At 63.5% G+C, this 20,913-nt stretch carries 24 protein-coding genes and 1 pseudogene; 11 read left to right on the top strand and 14 right to left on the bottom strand.

The features are described 5' to 3' along the window. The first annotated feature begins 88 nt into the window (after positions 1-88). From nthA to CO670_RS24490, 3 genes are read left to right on the top strand one after another with little or no spacing between them, the layout of a single operon-like run. Positions 89-730: a nitrile hydratase subunit alpha gene (gene nthA, locus CO670_RS24480; protein ID WP_097592628.1), complete on the top strand. Its 642-nt coding sequence runs from the start codon at positions 89-91 to the stop codon at positions 728-730. Then, a complete protein-coding gene (nthB, locus tag CO670_RS24485; protein ID WP_097592629.1) occupies positions 727-1,386 on the top strand; it encodes a nitrile hydratase subunit beta in 660 nt (219 codons plus the stop codon). The genes nthA and nthB overlap by 4 nt, the downstream gene beginning before the upstream one ends. After that, on the top strand, positions 1,373-1,744 hold the full coding sequence (locus tag CO670_RS24490; RefSeq protein WP_097592630.1) for a nitrile hydratase accessory protein: 372 nt from the start codon (positions 1,373-1,375) through the stop codon (positions 1,742-1,744). The genes nthB and CO670_RS24490 overlap by 14 nt, the downstream gene beginning before the upstream one ends. 3 nt (positions 1,745-1,747) lie before the next feature. Here CO670_RS24490 and CO670_RS24495 read toward each other — a convergent pair whose 3' ends face one another. From CO670_RS24495 to CO670_RS24505, 3 genes are read right to left on the bottom strand one after another with little or no spacing between them, the layout of a single operon-like run. Continuing rightward, entirely contained in the window at positions 1,748-2,530 is a 783-nt protein-coding gene (locus CO670_RS24495) for an anti-sigma factor (protein WP_097592631.1), read from the bottom strand. Continuing rightward, positions 2,527-3,042 (bottom strand): RNA polymerase sigma factor, encoded by a 516-nt coding sequence (locus CO670_RS24500; protein ID WP_097592632.1) that lies wholly within the window; start codon positions 3,040-3,042, stop codon positions 2,527-2,529. The genes CO670_RS24495 and CO670_RS24500 overlap by 4 nt, the downstream gene beginning before the upstream one ends. 31 nt (positions 3,043-3,073) lie before the next feature. Further along, complete coding sequence (locus CO670_RS24505; protein WP_088673321.1) at positions 3,074-3,454, bottom strand: hypothetical protein; 381 nt, start codon at positions 3,452-3,454, stop codon at positions 3,074-3,076. A 215-nt stretch (positions 3,455-3,669) separates the two neighbouring features. Between CO670_RS24505 and CO670_RS24510 the strand changes: the two genes are divergently transcribed. Next, positions 3,670-4,158: an Rrf2 family transcriptional regulator gene (locus tag CO670_RS24510; protein WP_097592633.1), complete on the top strand. Its 489-nt coding sequence runs from the start codon at positions 3,670-3,672 to the stop codon at positions 4,156-4,158. Positions 4,159-4,173: 15 nt separating this feature from the next. On the opposite strand, the gene CO670_RS24515 is transcribed toward CO670_RS24510, so the two are convergent. The 4 genes from CO670_RS24515 to CO670_RS24530 all read right to left on the bottom strand — a co-directional run bounded on the left by CO670_RS24515 (position 4,174) and on the right by CO670_RS24530 (position 7,507). Next, the gene (locus CO670_RS24515; RefSeq protein ID WP_097592634.1) at positions 4,174-5,655 is read right to left on the bottom strand and encodes a mechanosensitive ion channel family protein; all 1,482 of its coding nucleotides are present in this window, start codon (positions 5,653-5,655) and stop codon (positions 4,174-4,176) included. Between the two features lie 95 nt (positions 5,656-5,750). Continuing rightward, the gene (locus CO670_RS24520; RefSeq protein ID WP_097592680.1) at positions 5,751-6,167 is read right to left on the bottom strand and encodes a cupin domain-containing protein; all 417 of its coding nucleotides are present in this window, start codon (positions 6,165-6,167) and stop codon (positions 5,751-5,753) included. A 35-nt stretch (positions 6,168-6,202) separates the two neighbouring features. Further along, positions 6,203-6,958, bottom strand: a complete 756-nt coding sequence (locus tag CO670_RS24525; RefSeq protein WP_097592635.1) for an SDR family oxidoreductase — start codon at positions 6,956-6,958, stop codon at positions 6,203-6,205. A gap of 69 nt (positions 6,959-7,027) precedes the next feature. Continuing rightward, on the bottom strand, positions 7,028-7,507 hold the full coding sequence (locus CO670_RS24530) for a carboxymuconolactone decarboxylase family protein (RefSeq protein ID WP_097592636.1): 480 nt from the start codon (positions 7,505-7,507) through the stop codon (positions 7,028-7,030). 131 nt (positions 7,508-7,638) lie between these two features. Here CO670_RS24530 and CO670_RS24535 point away from each other — a divergent pair, with 131 nt between their 5' ends. Both CO670_RS24535 and CO670_RS24540 read left to right on the top strand, forming a co-directional pair. Further along, positions 7,639-8,565 carry a LysR family transcriptional regulator gene (locus CO670_RS24535; RefSeq protein WP_097592637.1) on the top strand — a complete coding sequence of 309 codons (927 nt, stop codon included), beginning with the start codon at positions 7,639-7,641 and terminating at the stop codon, positions 8,563-8,565. A 71-nt stretch (positions 8,566-8,636) separates the two neighbouring features. Then, the gene (locus tag CO670_RS24540; protein WP_097592638.1) at positions 8,637-9,764 is read left to right on the top strand and encodes an ATP-dependent RecD-like DNA helicase; all 1,128 of its coding nucleotides are present in this window, start codon (positions 8,637-8,639) and stop codon (positions 9,762-9,764) included. Between the two features lie 267 nt (positions 9,765-10,031). On the opposite strand, the gene CO670_RS24545 is transcribed toward CO670_RS24540, so the two are convergent. Next, a complete protein-coding gene (locus CO670_RS24545; RefSeq protein ID WP_097592639.1) occupies positions 10,032-10,724 on the bottom strand; it encodes a MerR family transcriptional regulator in 693 nt (230 codons plus the stop codon). Positions 10,725-11,169: 445 nt separating this feature from the next. Between CO670_RS24545 and CO670_RS24550 the strand changes: the two genes are divergently transcribed. Next, entirely contained in the window at positions 11,170-11,922 is a 753-nt protein-coding gene (locus tag CO670_RS24550) for a pyridoxine 5'-phosphate synthase (RefSeq protein ID WP_097592640.1), read from the top strand. 227 nt (positions 11,923-12,149) lie between these two features. Here CO670_RS24550 and CO670_RS24560 read toward each other — a convergent pair whose 3' ends face one another. Next, entirely contained in the window at positions 12,150-13,055 is a 906-nt protein-coding gene (locus CO670_RS24560; RefSeq protein ID WP_097592641.1) for an SDR family oxidoreductase, read from the bottom strand. Positions 13,056-13,175: 120 nt separating this feature from the next. Between CO670_RS24560 and CO670_RS24565 the strand changes: the two genes are divergently transcribed. Beyond that, positions 13,176-13,592 (top strand): helix-turn-helix domain-containing protein, encoded by a 417-nt coding sequence (locus CO670_RS24565; protein WP_088673335.1) that lies wholly within the window; start codon positions 13,176-13,178, stop codon positions 13,590-13,592. Between the two features lie 120 nt (positions 13,593-13,712). On the opposite strand, the pseudogene CO670_RS24570 reads toward CO670_RS24565, so the two are convergent. The 5 genes and pseudogenes from CO670_RS24570 to CO670_RS24590 all read right to left on the bottom strand — a co-directional run bounded on the left by CO670_RS24570 (position 13,713) and on the right by CO670_RS24590 (position 17,933). Then, positions 13,713-13,942 (bottom strand): annotated as a pseudogene (locus tag CO670_RS24570) (DUF6429 family protein). A 106-nt stretch (positions 13,943-14,048) separates the two neighbouring features. Continuing rightward, positions 14,049-15,257 (bottom strand): MFS transporter, encoded by a 1,209-nt coding sequence (locus CO670_RS24575; protein ID WP_097592642.1) that lies wholly within the window; start codon positions 15,255-15,257, stop codon positions 14,049-14,051. Positions 15,258-15,381: 124 nt separating this feature from the next. Continuing rightward, positions 15,382-16,005 (bottom strand): TetR/AcrR family transcriptional regulator, encoded by a 624-nt coding sequence (locus tag CO670_RS24580; RefSeq protein ID WP_097592643.1) that lies wholly within the window; start codon positions 16,003-16,005, stop codon positions 15,382-15,384. A gap of 59 nt (positions 16,006-16,064) precedes the next feature. Then, positions 16,065-16,982 carry a helix-turn-helix domain-containing GNAT family N-acetyltransferase gene (locus CO670_RS24585; protein ID WP_097592681.1) on the bottom strand — a complete coding sequence of 306 codons (918 nt, stop codon included), beginning with the start codon at positions 16,980-16,982 and terminating at the stop codon, positions 16,065-16,067. Between the two features lie 231 nt (positions 16,983-17,213). Continuing rightward, positions 17,214-17,933 carry an aspartate/glutamate racemase family protein gene (locus tag CO670_RS24590; RefSeq protein ID WP_097592644.1) on the bottom strand — a complete coding sequence of 240 codons (720 nt, stop codon included), beginning with the start codon at positions 17,931-17,933 and terminating at the stop codon, positions 17,214-17,216. 154 nt (positions 17,934-18,087) lie between these two features. Here CO670_RS24590 and CO670_RS24595 point away from each other — a divergent pair, with 154 nt between their 5' ends. The 3 genes from CO670_RS24595 (at position 18,088) to CO670_RS24605 (ending at position 20,791) form a co-directional block, all read left to right on the top strand. Further along, positions 18,088-18,552 (top strand): Lrp/AsnC family transcriptional regulator, encoded by a 465-nt coding sequence (locus CO670_RS24595; RefSeq protein ID WP_097592645.1) that lies wholly within the window; start codon positions 18,088-18,090, stop codon positions 18,550-18,552. A 151-nt stretch (positions 18,553-18,703) separates the two neighbouring features. Then, positions 18,704-19,222 carry a BA14K family protein gene (locus tag CO670_RS24600; RefSeq protein WP_097592646.1) on the top strand — a complete coding sequence of 173 codons (519 nt, stop codon included), beginning with the start codon at positions 18,704-18,706 and terminating at the stop codon, positions 19,220-19,222. A 303-nt stretch (positions 19,223-19,525) separates the two neighbouring features. After that, positions 19,526-20,791 (top strand): NAD(P)/FAD-dependent oxidoreductase, encoded by a 1,266-nt coding sequence (locus tag CO670_RS24605; RefSeq protein ID WP_097592647.1) that lies wholly within the window; start codon positions 19,526-19,528, stop codon positions 20,789-20,791. Positions 20,792-20,913: the final 122 nt, after the last annotated feature.

Raw genomic sequence — 20,913 nt, forward strand, 5'->3', positions numbered from 1 at the left:
CTAACGGGCACCTTCTCCCCGCTGGGGAGAAGAGGGAGCAAGCCGCCGACCTTGCGATTCTTAGACCGCCGTTTTGGAGGATATTATCTTGCACGACGATCACGATCACAACCACGACCATCATCATCACCACCACGACAACCACTACTCCGACATGCAGGCCCGCGTGAAGGCGCTGGAAACGCTGCTGACGGAGAAGGGGCTGATCGACCCGGCGGCGATCGATGCGATCGTCGAGACGTACGAGACGAAGGTCGGGCCGAGGAATGGCGCGCATGTCGTCGCCAAGGCCTGGAGCGATCCTGATTTCGCCGACTGGCTGAGGCGCGATGCGACGGCGGCGATCGCGAGCCTCGGTTATACCGGCCGGCAGGGCGAGCATATGCGCGCCGTCTTCAATACATCAGACACCCATAACCTCATCGTCTGCACGCTCTGCTCCTGTTATCCCTGGTCGGTGCTCGGGCTGCCGCCGGTCTGGTACAAGGCGCCGGCCTATCGTTCGCGGGCGGTCGTCGATCCGCGCGGCGTGCTTGCCGAATTCGGATTGACGCTGGCGGAGGACAAGAAGATCCGCGTCTGGGATTCGACGGCGGAGCTGCGTTATCTCGTGATCCCCGAACGGCCGGAGGGCACGGAGGGAATGGACGAGGCTGCACTTGCCGGTCTCGTCAGCCGCGACGCGATGATCGGCACGGCGGTCGCCGGCAGCCCGGAGGCTTTGTCATGAACGGACCGCACGATCTCGGCGGGCAAATGGGCTTCGGGCCCGTCGCGCCCGAAAAGGACGAGCCCTATTTCCATGCGGAATGGGAAAAGCGGGCGCTCGGCATCACGCTTTCCTGCGGCGCTTTCGGTGCATGGACGATCGATGAAAGCCGGCATGCGCGCGAGAATATCCCGCCGGCCGATTACCTCTCGGCGAGCTATTACGAGATCTGGATCCGCGGCGTCGAGACGCTGCTTGCGCGCCACGGCTTTGCGACGCGCGAGGAGCTCTTGTCCGGCCACAAGCTGCAGGAGGGTGCTGCGCCGAAGCGGGTGCTGAAGGCGGAGATGGTGCCGGCCGCGCTGGCCAAGGGCGGCCCTTGCGACCGGCCCGTCGAAGCCGCGCCGCGCTTTGCCGTCGGCGAGGCCGTGAAGACGAAGAATTTCAATCCGGCGACCCACACGCGGCTGCCGCGTTATGCCCGCGCCAAGACCGGCGTCGTCGAAGCGGTGCAGGGTTCCTTCGTCTTTCCCGATGACAATGCGCATGGCAAGGGCGAGAACCCGCAATGGCTCTATACCGTCGTTTTCGACGGCGGCGAGATCTGGGGCGAGGGCGCCGACCCGTCGCTGATGGTCTCGATCGATGCGTGGGAGAGCTATCTTGAGCGTGTGTGAAATACCCTCCGAGCTCAGCCAGTCGCCCGGTCTGCCGAAATCTCCGGAGGGGGCGCCGGTCTTTCCCGAGCCCTGGGCGGCCGAGGCTTTCGCCATGACCGTGCATCTGCATGAGAAGGGGCTGTTTTCCTGGAGCGAATGGGCGGAAAGCCTTTCGCGGCAATTGCACCAGCCCGGACGGGCTGACGACGGCAGCGATTATTTCGACTGCTGGGTGGCGGCGCTTTCGGAGCTGCTGGTCAGCCGCGGCGTGGCCGATGCAGCCGCCATCCTCGACCTGCAGCAGAGCTGGCTGCGGGCCGCCGAAGCGACGCCGCATGGCCACCCGATCGAGCTTGCCAACGATCCGCTGCGCTGATCCTCACGACGGAAACTGCCGGTAGCATTCCTCGGCCACCGCGCGCAGCGACTCGCGTGAGATTTCGCCGGTGACGGCGTAGCCGAGTTCGCCGTCGATCCAGTAGAAGGTTTCGAGATTGCCCGACGAGGCGAAGCGGAAGCTCGTCGTGCGGTTTTCCTTGTTGCGGCCGACGACGACGGTCAGGCGCTCGCCCGCCTGGTTCTCGTACATGAACATGGCGCCCGGCCTGCCGTCGACCGGCAGCAGTCGGCCGCCGACCAGCTTGAAGCCGAGCGGCTGCAAGTTCGGGATCTTGAGGTTCTGGATCGCCAGCCGCTTGCCGAGCCAGGTGGCGAGATGGGCTTCCTCGTCGGCGAAGACTTCGACGGGATGGCGGACTTCGGCGGCATAGACGGTGAAGGCGGTTTCGGCCTGTTTCGGCAGGGTCTCGGAGCCGGCAAGCTGCAAGTCCGGCTTCTGAACAAGGGCCGGGCCATAATGGCCGGTGACGGCGCCGAGCGCGAAGAGGAGGAGGGCGGCCGCGGCGATCGCCAAGCGCTTTACCGCCGGCGAGGCGGTGCGCGCCGGGGAGACGAGCATGGGATCGCTATCCCTGGCCTTTTCGTAGCCTGCAAACAGCGCGCGGATGCCCGCGTTCTGCGCCTGCCATCCGGCGACCATCGCCGCCTCGTCGGGATTGTCGGCGAGATAGGCCGCGATGCGGGCGCGCGCCGTTTCGGGCAGCTGGCCGTCGGCATAGGCGTGGAGATCGGCTTCGGTGACGATCGGGTTGGCGTCGTTCATTTCGGTCTCCGAAGCGTAATGATGTTGTCGGCCTTCAGGTGTTCGGCGACGCGTTGGCGGGCGCGCGACAGGCGGGACATGACCGTGCCGATGGGGATGTCGAGCGCGGTCGCGACCTCGCTGTAGCTATATCCCTCGATGACGATCAGCATCAGCACGGCGCGGTGTTCCTCCGAAAGGCTGTTCAGCGCATCGTTGAGCCGGGCGCGCTCCAGCGGATCGGCGACCGGTTCGGGGGCGGCCATATCCTCGGCGGCATCGAGCTCGACCAGGCCGCCACGCGCCTTGCCGCGCCGGCCGTTGCGGTAGAGATTGGTCATGATCGTCAGGACCCAGCCGCGCAGATTGAGGCCGCGCCATTGGCCGCGGCGCGTCAATATCTTCTCGACACAGTCCTGCAGCAGATCCTCGCCATCGGCATCCGAGCGCGTCAGGCTGCGCGAATAGCGCCTGAGCGAGGGGAGGAGGGCCAGGATCTGGCCCTCGAAACTTTCAGGTGCGGGTGTCTTCACGCCGGCTCTCTTGATGTCAGGGCCCTTACGATCAAGGTTTGGCAAGATCCCAGTTGCCGCCGACGCCGTCGCCGGTGATGTCGCCGGCCTTCTTGTCCTTGACCCAGTAATAGAGCGGCATGCCGTCCTTGGCCCATTGCTTCGTGCCATCCTTGCGATCGATGATCGAATATGCACCATCGGCCTTGGCATCGGAAGCGGCCATCAGCGGCGGCCAGTTCTTGGCGCAATCGTCGTAGCAGTTGGAAACGCCCTTGGCGTCCTTCTTGAAGGTGTAGAGGGTCATGCCGTTTTCGCCGGCCAGAACCTTGCCCTTGGCGGAATCGACTTCCGTGACGGGGGCGGCGGCGAAGGCAGCGGTCGCGGCAAAGGCGCCGGCCGCTACGGCGGACAGGAATTTCACGGACTTCATGATGTTTCTCCTCGGGTTGGGCACGCGGTTTCGCGCTACCTGAGATGAGACACGAGGCGAGGCGGTTTTATTCCCGAGCAGGAAAGTTTTATGCCGGGCGGATGATCATTCGCCACACAACACCGCGCTTTCATGGTCATTTACATCATGCCGGTTTGCGGATAATATATATCCTTAATTCCGTTCGCAGAACCAGCCATCACGCGAGTTGCTGAATGATCCTGAAAAGCCAGGTCGAGTGGGCGCTCCATTGCTGCGCCGTTCTCGCGGGCCTGCCCGAAGGCAGGTATCTCTCCACCAAGGCGCTCGCCGAGCTTCATGGCCTGCCGAAGGAATATCTCTCCAAGGCGCTGCAGAACCTTTCGCAGGCTTCTCTCGTCGATACCACGCTCGGCCCGAGCGGCGGCTACAGGCTTGCCAGGCCGTCGTCCGAGATCAATTTCCTCGACATCGTCGAGGCGGTCGAGGGCAAGGCGCGCAGCTTCACCTGCACCAATATCCGGGAGAACAATCCATGCCGGCCGGCCGGCTATTGCGACAGCAAGCCCTGCGCGGTCGCCCGCGTCATGTGGGAAGCCGACGAGGCCTGGCGCAATACGCTGAGGTGTGTCCGCCTCTCCGATCTCGTCGGCACCCTGTCCGAGGAGGTTCCGCCCGATATCTGGCGGGACACGTTCGAATGGGTGCTGAAGCGAGCCGGCTGAGGTCTGTGCGAAATCCTAGGCCCTGAAAATCGTCCTGATGGTCTTCAGGATGGCATGGGCGCTGCGGATCTGTTCCGGGGGCAGGGCGGCGCCGTCGCGGAAGCGTTCGGCGCGGCCGGCGAGGTGTTCGGCGATTTCTTCGGCCAGGCCTGAGCGTTCGGCAAGCAGCGGCGCGAAGGCCTCCTGGTCGATTTCATAGGCCGTCACCGGTGTCAGCGCCTCCAGGGTGCAGACTTCCTGCATGCCGGCGAGCAGGCCGGTCTCGCCGAAGAAATCGCCGGGCGCCAGCCGTCCGCGCTCCTCGTCCGCATGCCGGGCGGCGATGATGCCGGCGCGCACCATCATCAGCGAGGGCAGCATTTCGCCCTCGCGCACGATGATATCGCCCTTGCGGAACTGCCGGGCAGCGGTGGTTTCGGCGAGCTTTGCCTTTTCTTCCGCCGTCAGCGTCGCAAAGACCGGAATAGCTTCGATCAGGGCAAGCGGCGTCACGCTCGGCGGCTTGGCGTTTTCCTCGGTCGGAAGGTCGGCGGCAAGGATGCTGGCCGAGGGCGGGACGGCGAGCAGCAGGCCGGCGGATTTGCAGTGGCGATAGACGAGATCGAGCACCTCGTTTCGCGCCGGCACCCGCTGACTGGGGCTCGTCACCCGGAACTGCAGCTCGACTTCGAGCGCAGTGGTGTCGAGCCCCTTCAGGGCGACCACCGGCGGCGGGTCGCGCACGATCGAATTGCAGCTCGTCAGCGCCGTCAGCATGACCTGACGGATCGATGCCGGCATGCGCGTCGGGGCGATGCGGATGGTGAGGATCAGGAGGTGGGTCTCGTCCGGCCGGCTGACATTGGTCAGGCCGAGCTTGGCGAGAAAGCTGTTCGGCAGCACGACGATATTGTTGCCGGGGGTCAGGATGTGCGTCGCGCGCCAGTTGCTCTCGACGACGCGCCCCTCCGTGCCGTCGCTCAAAAGGATCCAGTCGCCGATGACATAGGGCCGGCCGAGTGTCAGCGCGATACCAGAGAAGACGTCGGCGAGCGTGTTCTGCAGCGCGAGACCGAGAATGATGGCGACGACGCCTGACGTGGCGACGAGGGTTCCGATCGGCACGCCGAAGACGAAGGCGAGGATCGAGAGCATCATGCCGATATAGACGACGCCGATGACGAGATCCTGGAGCAGGCGGGCCTCGCGCGGGCTGCCTTCCAGCACCAGGTAGAGCCTGATGAAACCGATGACGGCCCATGCCAGGTGAACCCACCAGAGCGATTTGGCGACGATGACGAGCAGGGCCTGCGGGTCTTCGGACTGATATCCCTGAAAGCGATGCGGTTCCATGCCGCTGCCGACGAGGATCAGGGTCATCACCGCAAAGAAGAGGATCTGCACCACCAGCCGCGTCGTCGGCCGCTGGCTGGAGAGGAAATACCAGACGACGATGCCGGCGAAGCCGACCGTTATGAGCGATATCAGCGGCTTGCCGAAGAGCGCGTCGTAGATCATCTCACTCTTTCTCCGGGAAGGGCGGGCGGCACATGATTGTGCATGTCGGCCGGCCGCGCAAGCATGGAGCCCGCGCGGCCGGCCTTCGGCGATCGTCAGTTCTGCAGCGGGAACGTCAGCTCTTTCTGGTCGGTGTCGACGACGAAGACGGCGAGCAGGCGGGCGGGCTCAGTTTCGCTGCCATTGGCGCTGACGCCGTGGCGGTCGCCCGGCATTTCCGAGAAGCTCTCGCCGGCCCGATAGGTCTTGACCGGACCGTCATTGACCTGGCTGCGGATCGATCCTTCCAGCACGGTGGCGTAGATGAAGGCCGAGTCGGGATGGGTGTGGCCTTCGGAGAAGCCGCCGGGGCCGTATTCGACCAGCACGCCCTTGATGCTCTTGCCCGGCACGTTCGGCAGTTCGTGTTCATAGACGAGCGTCACCTTGGCGGACTTGCTGCTGTCGTGGGCTGAAGCGCCGGTGGCCGCCAGAAAGGCGAGGGCGGCGGCGAGGAATGATAACTTGATCATGGCAATCTCCTTATTGGCTGGGGTGAAGAGGCCGATCATTTCGGCCGGGCGGATGTGGCGAACCACTGTTCGAAAGTGATCGAGCCGAGCCGCGGATCGTCGTCGGACACGAGCGACTGGTCGTTCAGCCTGGCGCCGAAATATTTCGCCTCGGCATCGGCCTCGACGGTCCTCGGGTCCTTCATCGCCTGGAGATAGCGGGCGACGAGTTCGCTGAGACGGACGCGTTCCGGGCCTGATATTTCGATCGTCTTGTTGGCCGGGGCCGAAAGCGCCACGTCGGCCATGGCGTCAGCGACATCGTCGGAAGCGATCGGCTGCACATAGGCGGGCGACAGGCGAACCGTCTGGCCGACCGTGCCGGACTGGGCGATACCGTTCAGGAATTCCATGAACTGCGTCGAATGCACGATGGTATAGGGAATGCCCGATGCCCTGATCAGCTGTTCCTGGGCGAGCTTGCCGCGGAAATAACCGCTTTCCTGCAGCCGCTCGGTGCCGACGACGGAAAGCGCGATATGGTGCTTCACGCCGGCGGCCTTTTCGGCGGCGAGAAGATTGCGCCCCGACGTCTCGAAGAATTCGAGCACCGCCTTGTCCTCGAAGGAGGGCGAATTGGCGAGGTCGAGCACGACGTCGGTGCCCGTCAGCACTTGCGCCAATCCTTCCCCGGTGATCGTGTTGACGCCCGAGTTCGGCGAGGCGGCGATCACCTCATGCCCGCGCTTGCGCAGGCGTTCGACAGTCTTCGAACCGATGAGGCCGGTTCCGCCGATGACGACGATTTTCATAACGGATCTCCTTTCGTCGCCGGGATGCCGACGGCGTCAAAGTTGAATCTTCTCAATGAATTGTAAGGGTTAGTTCAGGCCTGATTTATCGAGGCCATAGGCCTTGTCGGCGGTGCCGGGCACGGTCTTGAAGCCGATATTGACGCGGTTCCAGGCATTGATGGCCATGACGACGAAGGTCAGGTCGGAGATTTCCTTCTCGGAAAGCTGGCCGCGCACCCGCTCGTAGATTTCGTCGGGAACGCCGCCCTCGGGCAGCCTGGTCAGCGCCTCGGTCCAGGCCAGCGCCGCGCGCTCGCGGGGGATGAACAGGTTCGATTCCCGCCAGATGGCGACGTGATAGAGCCTGAGTTCGCTCTCGCCATGGATCTTTGCCTGCTTCACATGCATATCGAGGCAAAAGCCGCATCCGTTGATCTGCGAGGCGCGGATCTCGACGAGCGCCTGCAGCTTCTCGTCGATGACGCTGCTCTTCAGCGCCATGCTGAATTCCATGAATTTCTTGAAAAGCTCGGGGGACTGCTGGGCGTAGTTCAATCGCTGGGTCATGTCTGCCTCCTTCAATTAAGGATATTATGTATCCTTATGGATAAAAGATATCCGTAATTGCTGGACTGTAAAGCCATTCTCGCTTAGTCTGCCCGCATAAAGCCTATGCGCAAAAGTATGAGGGGGCAGGGATGGATATCGTTTCGGCATTGCGGACCTTCCAGCGCGTCGTGGAGACGGGGTCCTTCTCGGCGGCAGCGCACGATCTCGACGTGACGCAGCCGGCGGTCTCGCGGCAGGTCGCGGCGCTCGAAGGCCATTTCAACACGCGCCTCCTGCACCGTACGACGAGCGGCCTGTCGCTGACGGCGGAGGGAGAGCGGATGCTGCCGATGGCGCTCCGGATCCTCGAAGCGGTGGAGGAGCTCGGCGATGCCGCCGGCTCGGAGGGCGCCATGGCCTCCGGCAAGGTCAGGCTCAGCGTTCCCGCGCCGCTCGGCCTCTATCTCAGCGAGCGGCTCGGCGATCTGCTTGCCGCCCATCCGAAACTCTCGGTCGAGCTGCTCTTCAGGGAGGAGAGCTCCGACATGATCGAGGAGCGGCTGGATCTCGAAGTGCGCCTCGGTCCGGTCGCCGACAGCAGCCTCGTCTGCCGGCGGATCGGCTGGACGACCGCCTTCCTCGTCGCGTCTCCCGCCTATCTCGCGCGGAAATCCACTCCGCGCGCGCCTCGGGATATCAAGGACCATGAATGCCTGTGCTACAACAGGGCAGGCGAGGCCAATAGCTGGTCCTTCTCGAATGGCTCGGAAGACATATCGGTCCGGATTTCGCCGCGGCTGACGGCCTGCAATGCGGTGGCCATTCACCGCGCGGCCCTTGCCGGAGCGGGTCTCGCCGTGCTCTCGCACGTCATCGCCAGGCCTGATATCGCCGCCGGCCGGCTGATCCCCGTGATGGAGAACTATCAGCCAAGCCGGCTGCCGGTCACCGTCGTCTATCCCTCGCGGCGCAACATGCCGCTGCGCGTCAAGACGGTGCTGGATTTTCTCATCGGCGCCATGGCGCAGGACCCGTCCATGTGCGCGAGCGGCGCGGACCGGCCGTGGGAGGGATGATCGCCCGGCCCAAGCGATTTGCCGTTTTCCGCCTTGCCTAAATCAGGCGAATCCTGCCAAGTCCTGCGATCATGCAATTTGCGCCGCAACAAGACGAAGCCCTGAAGGCTGTTTCGAAATGGCTGAACGAAGGGCGCTCGCCGCTCTTTCGCCTGTTCGGCTATGCCGGAACGGGCAAGACGACGCTTGCCCGGCATTTCGCCGAGAATGTCGATGGCGACGTGCTGTTTGCCGCCTTCACCGGCAAGGCCGCGCAGGTGCTGCGCTCGCGCGGCGCTTCCAACGCCAAGACCATCCATTCGCTGATCTACCGCCCGCGCGGCGAAGAAGCGGTGGAGGACGAGGAGACCGGCAAGACCTCGATCGCGCCGATGTTTTCGATCAACCGGCAGAGCCCGGTCGCGAAAGCCGCGCTGATCATCGTCGACGAATGCTCGATGGTGGACGAGGCGCTCGGCAAGGATCTGATGAGTTTTGGCACGCCGATCCTGGTGCTTGGCGATCCCGGCCAGCTGCCGCCCGTCAGCGGCGGCGGCTACTTCACCAATCAGGAGCCGGATTACCTCCTGACCGATATCCACCGGCAGGCGCGCGACAATCCGATCATCAAGCTTGCCATGCAGGTGCGCGAAGGCAACGAGATCATGTATGGCGACTACGGCACCGCCAAGGTGATCCCGAAGAACGAGGTGACGCAGCAGCTGGTGCTCGATGCCGACCAGGTGCTCGTCGGCACCAACCGGACGCGGCGGCGCTATAATCAGCGCCTGCGCGAATTGAAGGGTTTCAGCGCCGATTATCCCCAGACCGGCGACAAGCTCGTCTGCCTCCGGAACGATCCGGCCAAGGGTTTGCTCAACGGCTCGCTCTGGCAGGTGATGACCTCGTCGAAGGAAACGACGAAACCCGGCATCAATCTTCTCGTCCGTCCCGAGGACGACGACATGGACCGGGGCGCCGCCAAGATCAAGCTCTTGAAACAGGCCTTCGAGGATGTCGAAGGCGAGATCCCATGGAACACCCGCAAGCGCTACGACGAGTTCGACTACGGCTATGCCCTGACCGTCCACAAGGCGCAGGGCTCGCAATGGAACGACGTCGTGCTCTTCGACGAGAGCTGGGCCTTTCGCGATACGCGCGAACGCTGGCTCTATACGGCGATCACCCGCGCGGCGGAGACACTGACGATCGTGCGCTGATTGTGATCGTGCGTGGTGACTTCGGTCGAGCGCACGGGCTGTTTGGTCTGCTGTTGCTACCCCTCCCCAACCCCTCCCCACAAGGGGGAGGGACTAACGCGGTGCGCCGGCTGCGCCAAGCATCAAGCCTTCTGCGGATGAAACCGTGAATGGAAGGCAACGGGCGCGGCAGGTTAGCCCCTCCCCCTTGTGGGGAGGGGTTGGGGAGGGGTCTTGTCATGCTCAAACGGGGAAGGGGACGGTGGCGGCCGTCGGGGGCGTGCCGGATTACGCCTGGACGATGCCGAGCAGGACGGCCTTGGCGATCGCCTGGAAGCGGTTGTTGGCGCGGAATTTCAGGATGATTCCGGCCTCGAGATCCCTGGTCTCGTCATGCTTCAGGTCGAGCGCCCGGGCGATGCGCTGGGTGGAGTAGCCTTCGGCCATAAGTTCCAGGCAATGCTTCTCCTGCGGGGTCAGGCTGGAATTGTCCTGATTGTCGTTGAGCGGCTGCGTCCCGATGCCCTCGTCGAAATCCAGGAGGTCGCCGACCTGCTGGAGCTGGCGGTGGAGCGTCGACATTTCGGCCGTCAGCTCGCGCTTGCGCACCTGCAGGGCCTCGCGGAACATCGCCTCGGCCGATTCCTGCGAATCGGCGGCGCGAAGCTCGTGCATCAATTCCTGAATGACGGCGATCGGCATGCCCGTCTCGCGGCAGACGGTGATGACGGCCATGCGCATCACGTCGTCTTCGCCATAGACCCGCATCAGGCCGATGCGATTGGCCGAGATCAATCCCTTCTCTTCGTAGAAATGCAGTGTCCTGTGCGTAACCCCGAATGCGTTTGCCATGTCGGCAATCGGCACGGGGCCATCAGGCAAATCCGGCGGCAGCGCGGCCGAAGGCAGAAACCGGTATCTGGACCGGGCCTCCGAAGCGATACCGGCGGTAGCAAACAGGCGTTTGGAACCGTCTGGCATGAACCCTCCTAGGGCATCGTGTTGCACCTCATGCGGTCTTGCCAGTTGCTTCCCGGTCGCGGCGAGTGGGGTTTCCTCTAGGCGTTCTTCTATGGGCAAAGAAGCAGTACGCGGCCTACGTTTACGCGATACAATGTCCACGTTATGCGTGAACGATCTTTTTTATAAGTGCTAAAAATAATCTCTTTTAAATGGGATAGCAACGTGACGGCGTGTTCTGCGGGCTCCGGCCCACATGCTGCGGAAAAAACACGCGCTGCGCCGCCGCCGCGGCCGGCCTTCTTCAGAGGCGACGGAAACTACTATTTACGGTACGCGTACGGTACTGAAAATGCCGATCCATCAGCGACGGGCATCGCATTCATCTGCGATTCTCGTTGGCCATTGCCGGGCACTTGGCTTAAAAGCGGGGCCTCCCGTTTCCGAGATCGATGGATAATCCGCCATGCCAGCCAAGCTCTCCGTCAACCTCAACGCCATCGCCATGCTGCGCAACCGGCGTGATCTGCCCTGGCCGAGCGTCGAAGCGCTCGGGCGCATCGCGCTTGCAGCGGGCGCGAGCGGCCTGACGGTGCATCCGCGCCCCGACCAGCGCCATATAAGATTTTCCGACCTACCCGTCATCCGCAACCTGATCGACGACGAATTCCCGCAGGCGGAGTTCAACATCGAAGGCTATCCCACCGAGGAATTCCTCGAACTCTGCGCCGGCGCCGCACCCGAGCAGGTGACGCTGGTGCCCGACGATCCCGCGCAGGCGACCTCCGATCACGGCTGGGATTTCCGCAAGCATCAGGCGTTCCTGACCGATGTCGTCGCGCGGCTGAAGAAGATGGGATGCCGGGTCTCGCTGTTTGCCGACGGCGACGGCGATGCCGAGGCGGTGAAGCTGGCCAAGGCGACGGGCGCCGACCGGATCGAACTCTACACCGGCCCCTATGGCGGCTGCTACGATGCGCCGGAACGGGCAGCGCCGATCCTCGAAGCGCTCGGTCAGACGGCGGACGCCGCGCTCGCCATCGGCCTTGCCGTCAATGCCGGCCACGACCTGACGGTCGCGAACCTGCCCGATCTGGTGAAGCGCATTCCAGCGCTTGCCGAAGTCTCGATCGGCCACGGGCTGACGGCCGATGCGCTGGAGTATGGGATGGCCGAGACGGTGCGGCGGTTCTGCCGGGCTTGCGGGCAGGGGGGTTAAGGAAGCAATTGGCCGTCCCGGGGGCCACCCCCTCTGCCCTGCCGGGCATCTCCCCCACAAGGGGGGAGATCGGATAGGGGCGACGGCTTTGCCCAGACAACTATCGCCCGTCTACGCCGATACGGTGGAGAGGGAGCGAGGTTCCAACCTCCTGCCGATCTCCCCCCTTGTGGGGGAGATGCCCGGCAGGGCAGAGGGGGGTGACGCAAGCCGCCGCCCCAACCGTATCAGTGCCCGCCAGCTCCAGCCGTCGTCAGCGCCGCCTTGTGCGCCACGAAGAAATCCTTCAGCGGCTGTGGCTGTTTGCCGGTCAGCTTGGTGAAATCGCCGGTGACGATGTCGAAGTTGCCGGCGCGGATGTTGGCGTCGGCGGAGACGAGCATGTCGGCGATGAAGCCGGGGAGGCCGGCGCCGCGCATGCCCTGGCCGAGCTGTTCGTCATTGACGTCCACCACTTCGAGCGGCTTGCCTGATGCTTCGGAGACGATGGCGGCAATCTCGCGATTGTTCAGCGATACCGCGCCGGTCAGCGTGTAGGTGGCGCTTTCGGAGGTGCCGGAGGCAAGGGCTGCGGCGATCGCGAGCGCGCAGTCGTCGCGCGAAATGGTCGAGACCTTGCCGTTGCCGGTGGCGCTGTACCATTTGCCGCCCTGCAGGTTGTGCGGCATGCTGTGCAGGTAATTGTCGTGATACCAGGCGTCGCGGATGATCGTATAGGCGATGCCGCTTGCCTTGATGGCGTTTTCGCTGCCGAGATGGTCGGGCGCGAAGGTGACGAGCGAATTGTCCGGCGCCGGCATCGAGGTATAGGCGATGTGCTTGACGCCTGCCTTGGCGGCAGCGGCGACGGCGGCCTTGTGCTGGGCGAGGCGCTTGCCGGGGGTATCCAGCGCATCGGTGCTGATGATCAGCAGCCGGTCGATGCCGGCGAAAGCCTGTTCCAGGCCGGCGGCATCATCGAAATCGGCCTTGCGGGTGACGACACCCTTGCTGGCGAGCCCGGCGAGCTTCTCCGGGCTGCGGGTCGCCGCGACGATCTTGCCGGGGGCGACATGATAGGTCTCGATGAGGTGATGGATGACGCGCTGGCCGAGCTGCCCGGCGGCGCCGGTGACCAGGATGGTTTCGCTCATAGGTCGTTTCCTTTTGCGTTTAGCTGGTCTCGAAAAGAGACTAACGCTAGATTGGGAATTGACCTCGCGGTGTAAAGAAGGCAGTTTTTCGGCTGTAAGTTACCAGAAGGGAACCAGCAGATGAGCGGCGCAGTCCTCAGTCTGAAGAACAGGATGCCGGGGGCGCGGCGCGAGATCGATCTTGCCGGCCTCGATTTTTCCAATTGCCCGGTCCGGGACATGATGCAGCAGATCGGCGGGAAATGGTCGACGCTGCTGCTGGAAGTGCTGGCGGCCGAGCCCCGCCGCTTCGGCGAACTCAGGCGGATGCTTCCCGATATTTCGCAGCGCATGCTCACGCAGACGCTGCGCGACCTGCAGCGGGACGGTTATATCGGCCGCGAGGTCTTCCCGACGAAGCCGCCGAGCGTCGAATATTCGATGACCGATTTGGGCCGCTCGCTCTACCAGCCGCTGTCGCAGCTCCTGAACTGGGCGGAGGCGAACCACGATGCCGTGCGCGCTGCCCGCTCGCGTTTCGATTCAGCCGAAAGCTAGAGCATGATGCCGAAAAGTGTGAGCGGTTTTCGGGCGACATCATGCTCTAACTCTTTAATTTAGAACAGGATTCAGATTTTAGGCCAACCGGGCCTAAAATCATCCTGTTCTAGAGCTCTGTCACTTCGCGCGCGTAAACAGCGCGCGAAACAGTTCCTCCGACCGCTGCAACCCTTCGTCGCTCAGAACGACCGACTTGCCTTGCCCGCGGGATTGGCAATCAGACCTTTCTTGTACAGACGATCCATGACGTCCCAGTCGAAGCCTTTCCAGGCGCGATCGCCGTCATGCAGCGTCAGCCAGAGCAAAGCGAGCACGGCATCGTCGATCTTTTCTTCATCCATTTCCATGCCGGAAGCATCCCTGTAAAAATGAGTGAATCCTGTCACTTCTCATTTTAACCCGCGTATCGCCCCGAAATCGAATCCGATTTGCAGGGCTTTGCGTCCGGCTGTCTTACCTGCCGCGTCCTTCCGTCAAAAATAGCAGGAAGGCGAGCGCCGGGAAGGCGAAACCGATCCAGGCGGTCATCGTCCAGCCGCCGGTCGCATAGGCCCAGCCGCCGAGCGCCGAACCAAGCGCGCCGCCGGCAAAGAAGGTGGCCATGAAGAGACCGTTCAGCCGGCTCCGATGTTCCGGGTTCAGCCCATAGATGGCGCGCTGGCCGCAGACGAGATTGGTGGTCACGCCGAAATCGAGCATGATCGCGGCGACCGTCAGCAGGATCAGGGCGGTGAGCGAGCCGTCGGCCGCGAAATGGCTGATCAGGAAGGACGCCATGCCGAGCAGCATGGCGATCGTCGAGGCGATTTTCGTCATGCCGCGGTCGGCAAGCCGGCCGGCAATCGGCGAGGCGACGGCGCCGGCCGCACCCGCCAGCGCGAAGAGGGCGATGCCGTTTTGCGTCAGGCCGAAGGCCGGGCTGGCGAGCAGCAGCGGCGTCGTCGTCCAGAACAGGCTGAAGGCGCCGAACATGCCGGCCTGGTAGAGGGCGCGGCGCTGCAGCACGCGCGAGGTCAGGGCCAGATGCGCCATGGAGGCAAGCAGTTCGCCGTAGCCGAGCTTCGTCTTCGGCACGCGGACCGGCAGGTTGGCGCGCAGCACGATGGCAAGCACGATCATCAATGCCGCAGTGACGTAATAGACCATGTGCCAGGATGACGCCTCGGCGAGAAAGCTCGCGAAGGGGCGGGCCAGCATGATTCCACAGAGCAGGCCGCTCATGACATTGCCGACGACCTGGCCGCGCGTTGCATCCGGCGCCATGTTGGCAGCGAAGGGCACGAGCACCTGGACGGCGACCGAGGCAAGGCCGATCGACAGCGAGGCGGTGAGGAACATGGCCGGCGTCGAAGACAGCGCGGCGCCGATGAGCGCAACGGCCGAGACGGAAATCAGCAGCAGCACCAGGCGGCGGTTTTCGGTGAGGTCACCGAGCGGTACGATCAGCAGAAGGCCGAGACCATAACCGATCTGCGTCAGCGTGACGATCAGGCCGGTGGCGGCCGGCGTGAAGCCGAGATCGGCGCTGATCGGGCCGGCCAGCGGCTGGCCGTAATAGAGATTGGCGGCCACCAGCCCGCAGGCGGCGGCGAAAAGGAAGGTGAGCCAGGGGGATAGCGCGCGTGGAATGGCATTATCCGGCGTAGTGGCTGAGATGCTCATCAGAAACTCCGGTATTCGGATTCATGAGAATGGAATGTGGGAATGCTGGCTGCGGCCACCCGATCCTTGACCGGATGCCGCCATTTCGATCGTTCGCCAGCACAAAACCGCTGCGCGATTTGCTTTAGGTCACGAGCTTCATCGCCGCTTCGGTCGCGGCGATCATTTCCTGCTGGCTGCGTCCCGTCTTGCCGATGACGCGCAAGCCTTTGGTAAAGCAGAGAAAGGCGAGGGCGGCGGCGTCAGCGTCCACCGTCTGGGGAATGGTGCCGTCGGCCTGGCCGGTGTGGATGAGATCGGCCATCAGCTTCTCGTCCGCGGCAAAGGCCGTCGCGACATGGGCGGCGGTTTGCTCATCGAGCAGGGCGAAATCATTGGCGCCGCCGACGACGAGGCAGCCCTTGCGGCCGGCCTCGCCATGGGAAAGCTCGGTATAATACATCACCATCTGGAAGACTTTTTCGCGGCCGGTCGTTGCGGACGCAATCATCGCTTCCAGACGGCGCCGGCCGAGCTGGCGATAACGGGTGAAGGCGGCGAGGAAGACGCCGCGCTTGTCCTTGAACGCCTTGTAGATGCTGCCGGAGGCGAGGCCCATCGCCTCGGTCAGGTCGCTGATCGAGGTGGCATGGTAGCCGCGTTCGGAAAAGACCCGCAGGGCCGCATCCAATGCCGCATCCATATCGAACGCGCGCGGACGGCCACGGCTGCGGGTTGTTTCATCCAATTTGAGGCTGGCGTCGGTCATGACGCCTAATTAGGGAATGATCGTTTCCAAATCAAGCGGAATTTCCGCGAGGCGGTAAATCAGAGGGTGAGCACCCAGGTCTGACCGTTCGCCTCAGGGCCGAACATCCTATGTCTCTCCTCGGAGACAAGGCGGAAGCCGGATTTGATGTAGATGGCGCGGGCGGTCTCCAGCATGTCGTTGGTCCAGAGCGAAAGCTCGCGATAGCCCTTCTGCCGGCAAAAGCGGATGCATTCGTCGACCAGCAGCTTGCCGAGCCCGAGGCCGCGGGTCGATTTATCGACATAGAGCAGCCGCAGCTTGGCGATGCCATCGCCGCCATTGGCGACGAGGACCGAGCCGACATTGACGCCGCCGCGCTCGGCGATCCAGCAATATTCCATGGCGGGATCGAAATTGGCGAGGAATTTGCCGGCGACCTCGGCGACCAGCGCCTCGAAGCGCAGGTCCCAGCCATATTCCTCGGCATAGAAGCGGCCCTGGCTCTGAACGATCCAGCCGATATCGCCGGCGCGGTGAGGGCGGATGATCGCGGGTGCGGGCTTGGCGGCCGGGTCGAGCAGGGCGCGGATCGTGTCCATGGCCGAGACCACCGCCTGCGGCTCGCCGGTGGCGAGGGTGTCGAAACGCGCGGCGATCTGGGCATTGGCGCGCCGGCCGAGTTCTTCGAACTCTCCTCGTCCCCGCTCGGTGACAGTGATGATCTGGCTGCGCAGATCGGCCGGATCGGGGCTGGTCTCGATCAGCCCCTCGGCGCGGAAACGCTTGAGGATGCGGCTGAGATAGGCCGGGTCGAGATGCAGGTCGCGGACAAGAGCGGCGGCGCTGATGCCCTGATGCGAGCCGATCTCGAAGAGGATGCGGGCATCCGTCAGCGTATAGGGCGAGTCGAGATAGGCCTTGTTCAGCAGGCCGAGGAAATTCGTGTAGAAGCGGTTGAAATCGCGGGCGATTTCGATGAGGGCGGTGTCGGACATGGTGATCTCCGGAAGAAGACCCATGCTGATGGCAAGTTGGCCGCCCACCCTTCCGTCATGCTCGGGCTTGTCCCGAGCATCTGCTTCCGGTCGATAGGGCAGCAGATCCTCGGCACAAGGCCGAGGATGACGTCGAGTAAGAAGATCAGGCTCGCGAACCAACCGAGGTCTGCGGATAGAAGACCTTTGTCACGCATTTAGTTGACTGAGTCAACCAAATTGTAGCTGCCGTCACGCCGCCTCTTCTGCGTCTTCTTCCTCCGCGCCGAGCGCGAAATCGACGGCCGCCCGCGCATGGATCGTCGTGGTGTCGAAACCCGGCAGCGGCAGGCGGTCGGGATCGAGGATCAGGCAGATCTCGGTGCAGCCGAGGATGATGCTGTCGGCGCCGCGCTCGGCGGCGCGGTCGATGATATCGATCAGCTTTTCGCGCGAGCTGTCGTGCACCCTGCCGGCGCAGAGTTCGTTGAAGATGATGTCGTGCACGGTGGTGCGGTCGGCGGCTTCGGGCACCATGACGTCGAGGCCGAGGCTCTTCATGCGGTCGGTATAGAAACCGTGCTCCATCGTGTAGCGCGTGGCGAGCAGCAGCGGCCGCTTGCGGCCGGCCGCATGCAGCGATTTCGCCGTTTCGTCGATGATGTGGATCAGCGGCACGGACACCCTGGCGGCGACCTCGTCGGCGATCAGGTGCATGGTGTTGGTGCAGATGAGGACGCAGCCGGCACCGCCGGCCTGCAGGCACTCCGCCACATCGCCGAGGCGGCGAGCGGCTCCGGCCCAGTCTCCGGCCTTCTGCAGCGCGACGATCTCCTCGAAATTGACCGAATGCAGGATGAGCTCGGCCGAGGCGAGGCCGCCTCTGCGGGCGCGCACCATCTCGTTGACCAGGCGATAATAGACCGCCGAACTTTCGAAACTCATGCCGCCGATCAGGCCGATCGTTTCCATCTCTTCATGCTCCCATGCTGCGAGTTTCGAAAATGATGCCGCAATGGCCGCGCGGGGTGTTTGCGTTGTTTGCTCTTCATGAGAAGAGCGTGCTATTATTTTGCACGGTTTGGCGAAATGGCGCAAATTTCGGGCGCGAGGTTCATTTCACACAATGCTTGACGATCGCGACAGACGCATTCTCGACATGCTGCAAAGAGATGCCGGCATATCCGTGACCGACCTGGCCGAGCGGGTGGCGCTTTCGGTCTCGGCCTGTTCCCGGCGCATCCAGCGACTGGAGGAGAGCGGCCATATCCTGCGGCGCATCATCGTGCTCGACCGCGAAAAGATGGGCGTGCCGACGACGGTCTTCGCGCTCGTCAAGACGGCCCACCATTCCGACGAGTGGACGGAATCCTTCCGCCGGATCATCGGCGACATCCCCGAAATCGTCGAGGCGCACCGGCTAACCGGCAATCACGATTACATCCTGAAGATCGTGCTGCCGCGTGTCGAGCATTACGACGTCATCTATAAGCAGATCGTGCGCAAGCTGGAACTCTTCGACGTCTCGGCGTCGATCTCGATGGAAGAATTGAAACACGGATTGGGCATACCCGTGGGTTATGTCCGGTGAGCCATCGTCTGGAGGAAGAGCCGTCAATCCTCGGCGCCATCGACAGCAAATAATTTGTTCCGATACGGAACGATTTTCGGCAAATTGCGTTCACCTTTGGTTCAAGAGGGGGAAGATGTGTCCTCCTCCTGAGGAGTAGAGGAGGACAGTCATGAGAAAGCTAACCGTCGCCGCGTTATGCTTGATCATCGGGATTCCCGGCATCACCCCGGCTCAGGCGTTTCCGGCTATCAATCCACCCAGGATCGAAGCTCAGCAGCAGATAGAGCATGTGCAATGGCGTGGCCGAGGCGGCTACTACCGCGGCGGATATCACGGGGGGCACCACCATAATGGATCGGGTTGGGGCTGGGCCTTGGGTGGTCTGGCTGTCGGCACGATCATCGGCGGCGCATTGGCCCAGCCCTATTACGGCTCGTATTACGGTTCGCCCTACGGCTATTATGGCTCGCCTTACCGCTATTACGGCGCGCCCTACCGCTATGGTCCGCCATACCGTTATTACGGCCGTTATTATGGCCGGCCCTATCGCACCTATGCAGCGCCCGCCTATTATGGAAGGGGTGGCCACGAGGCCTGGTGCTACTCGCGCTATCGTTCGTACAGGGCTTATGACAATACCTTCCAGCCCTATAACGGACCGCGCCGCCAGTGCATCGGTCCCTATTGATCGGCAGTTCCGCATCCCGCGCTGTGAACGGGTTCCAGGCTGACTGAAGCGCGCCGCATCATGCGACGCGCTCGAAGTTACTTGTGGCGTTATCCCGGAACCGCCGCACACTTCCCGATGATATGCATGAACGTCTTGCGACCGCCGAAGCTCGGCCCGGACGGGCGAAACTGTGTCTGATGTCCGCCCTGCAGACTTCGCTTGACTGCCGGAGGCGCAGGGCAGGCATGCCGAAACGGCGCTTGCAAGGTTCGCGGCATAGGCCAAATTGACGTTCAGCAAAATGGCGCAAAAGGGTAGGTCATGAGCGATCATCATGTCGTCGTTGTCGGCGGCGGTTTCGGCGGGCTGCAGCTCGTCAACGGGTTGAAGGGCGCGGGCGTGAAGATCACGCTCGTCGACCGGCGCAATCATCATCTTTTCCAGCCGCTGCTCTATCAGGTGGCGACGACCATTCTCTCCACCTCGGAGATCGCCTGGCCGATCCGCCGCCTCTATGCCGATCGGCCCGACGTGACGGTGCTGCTCGGCGAGGTCACCGATGTCGACAGCGGCGTAAAGACCGTGTCGCTGCGTAACGGCATGACTCTGCGTTACGATACGCTGGTGCTGGCGACCGGGGCGACGCATGCCTATTTCGGCCATGACGAATGGGAGCCGGTGGCGCCTGGCCTGAAGACGCTGGAAGACGCCACGACCATCCGACGGCGCGTGCTGCTCGCGTTCGAAAAGGCCGAAATGGAGGCCGATCCCGCCGTGCGGGATGCGCTTTTGACCTTCACCATCGTCGGCGCCGGGCCGACCGGCGTCGAGCTTGCAGGCATCATCGCCGAGCTTGCGCATTCCACCCTGCCGAAGGAGTTCCGCAACATCGATACGCGCAAGACCCGCGTCGTGCTGGTTGAAGCCGGCCCGCGGGTGCTGCCGGCCTTCGCCGACGAGCTTTCGGCCTATGCGAAAAAGGCGCTGGAGAAACTCGGCGTCGAGGTGTTTCTCGGCAAGCCGGTGACCGAATGCGGCGCCGACGGTGTGCGGATCGGCGAGGCCTTCGTCGCCAGCCGCACGATCGTCTGGGCGGCCGGCGTCACCGCCTCGCCGGCGGCCCGGTGGCTTGATGTGCCGGCCGACAGGGCAGGGCGCGTCGTCGTCGAAAAGGACCTGAGCGCGCCCGGCCTGCCCGACGTCTTCGTCATCGGCGATACCGCATCGGTCATGCGCGACGACGGCAAGCCGGTGCCGGGCATCGCGCCGGCGGCCAAGCAGCAGGGCGGCTACGTCGCCAAGGTCATCCGCGCCCGCCTGTCTGGCAAACCGGCGCCGGCACCTTTCAAATATTGGCACCAGGGCAGCCTTGCGACGATCGGCCAGAGTGCGGCGATCATCGATTTCGGCAAGGTCAAGCTGAAAGGCTGGATCGCCTGGTGGATCTGGGGCATCGCCCACATCTACTTCCTGATCGGCACCCGCTCCCGCTTCTCCGTCGCCTGGAGCTGGCTGTGGATCTATCTGAGCGGCCAGCACAGCGCGCGGCTCATCACGCAGCGGGAGACGATGCGGGAGGAGGGGTAGGCTCAAGGTGGAGGACGGGGGAGAGGATGTGTCGTGTGGCCTCCCTCTGTCCTGCCTGACCCGGGGTCGAGCCACGGGTCTCGACCCGTCCTTCGGACCCCCCACAGGTGGGGAGATTGGCT

Source organism: Rhizobium sp. J15 (assembly GCF_002531825.1).
GTDB lineage: Bacteria > Pseudomonadota > Alphaproteobacteria > Rhizobiales > Rhizobiaceae > Rhizobium.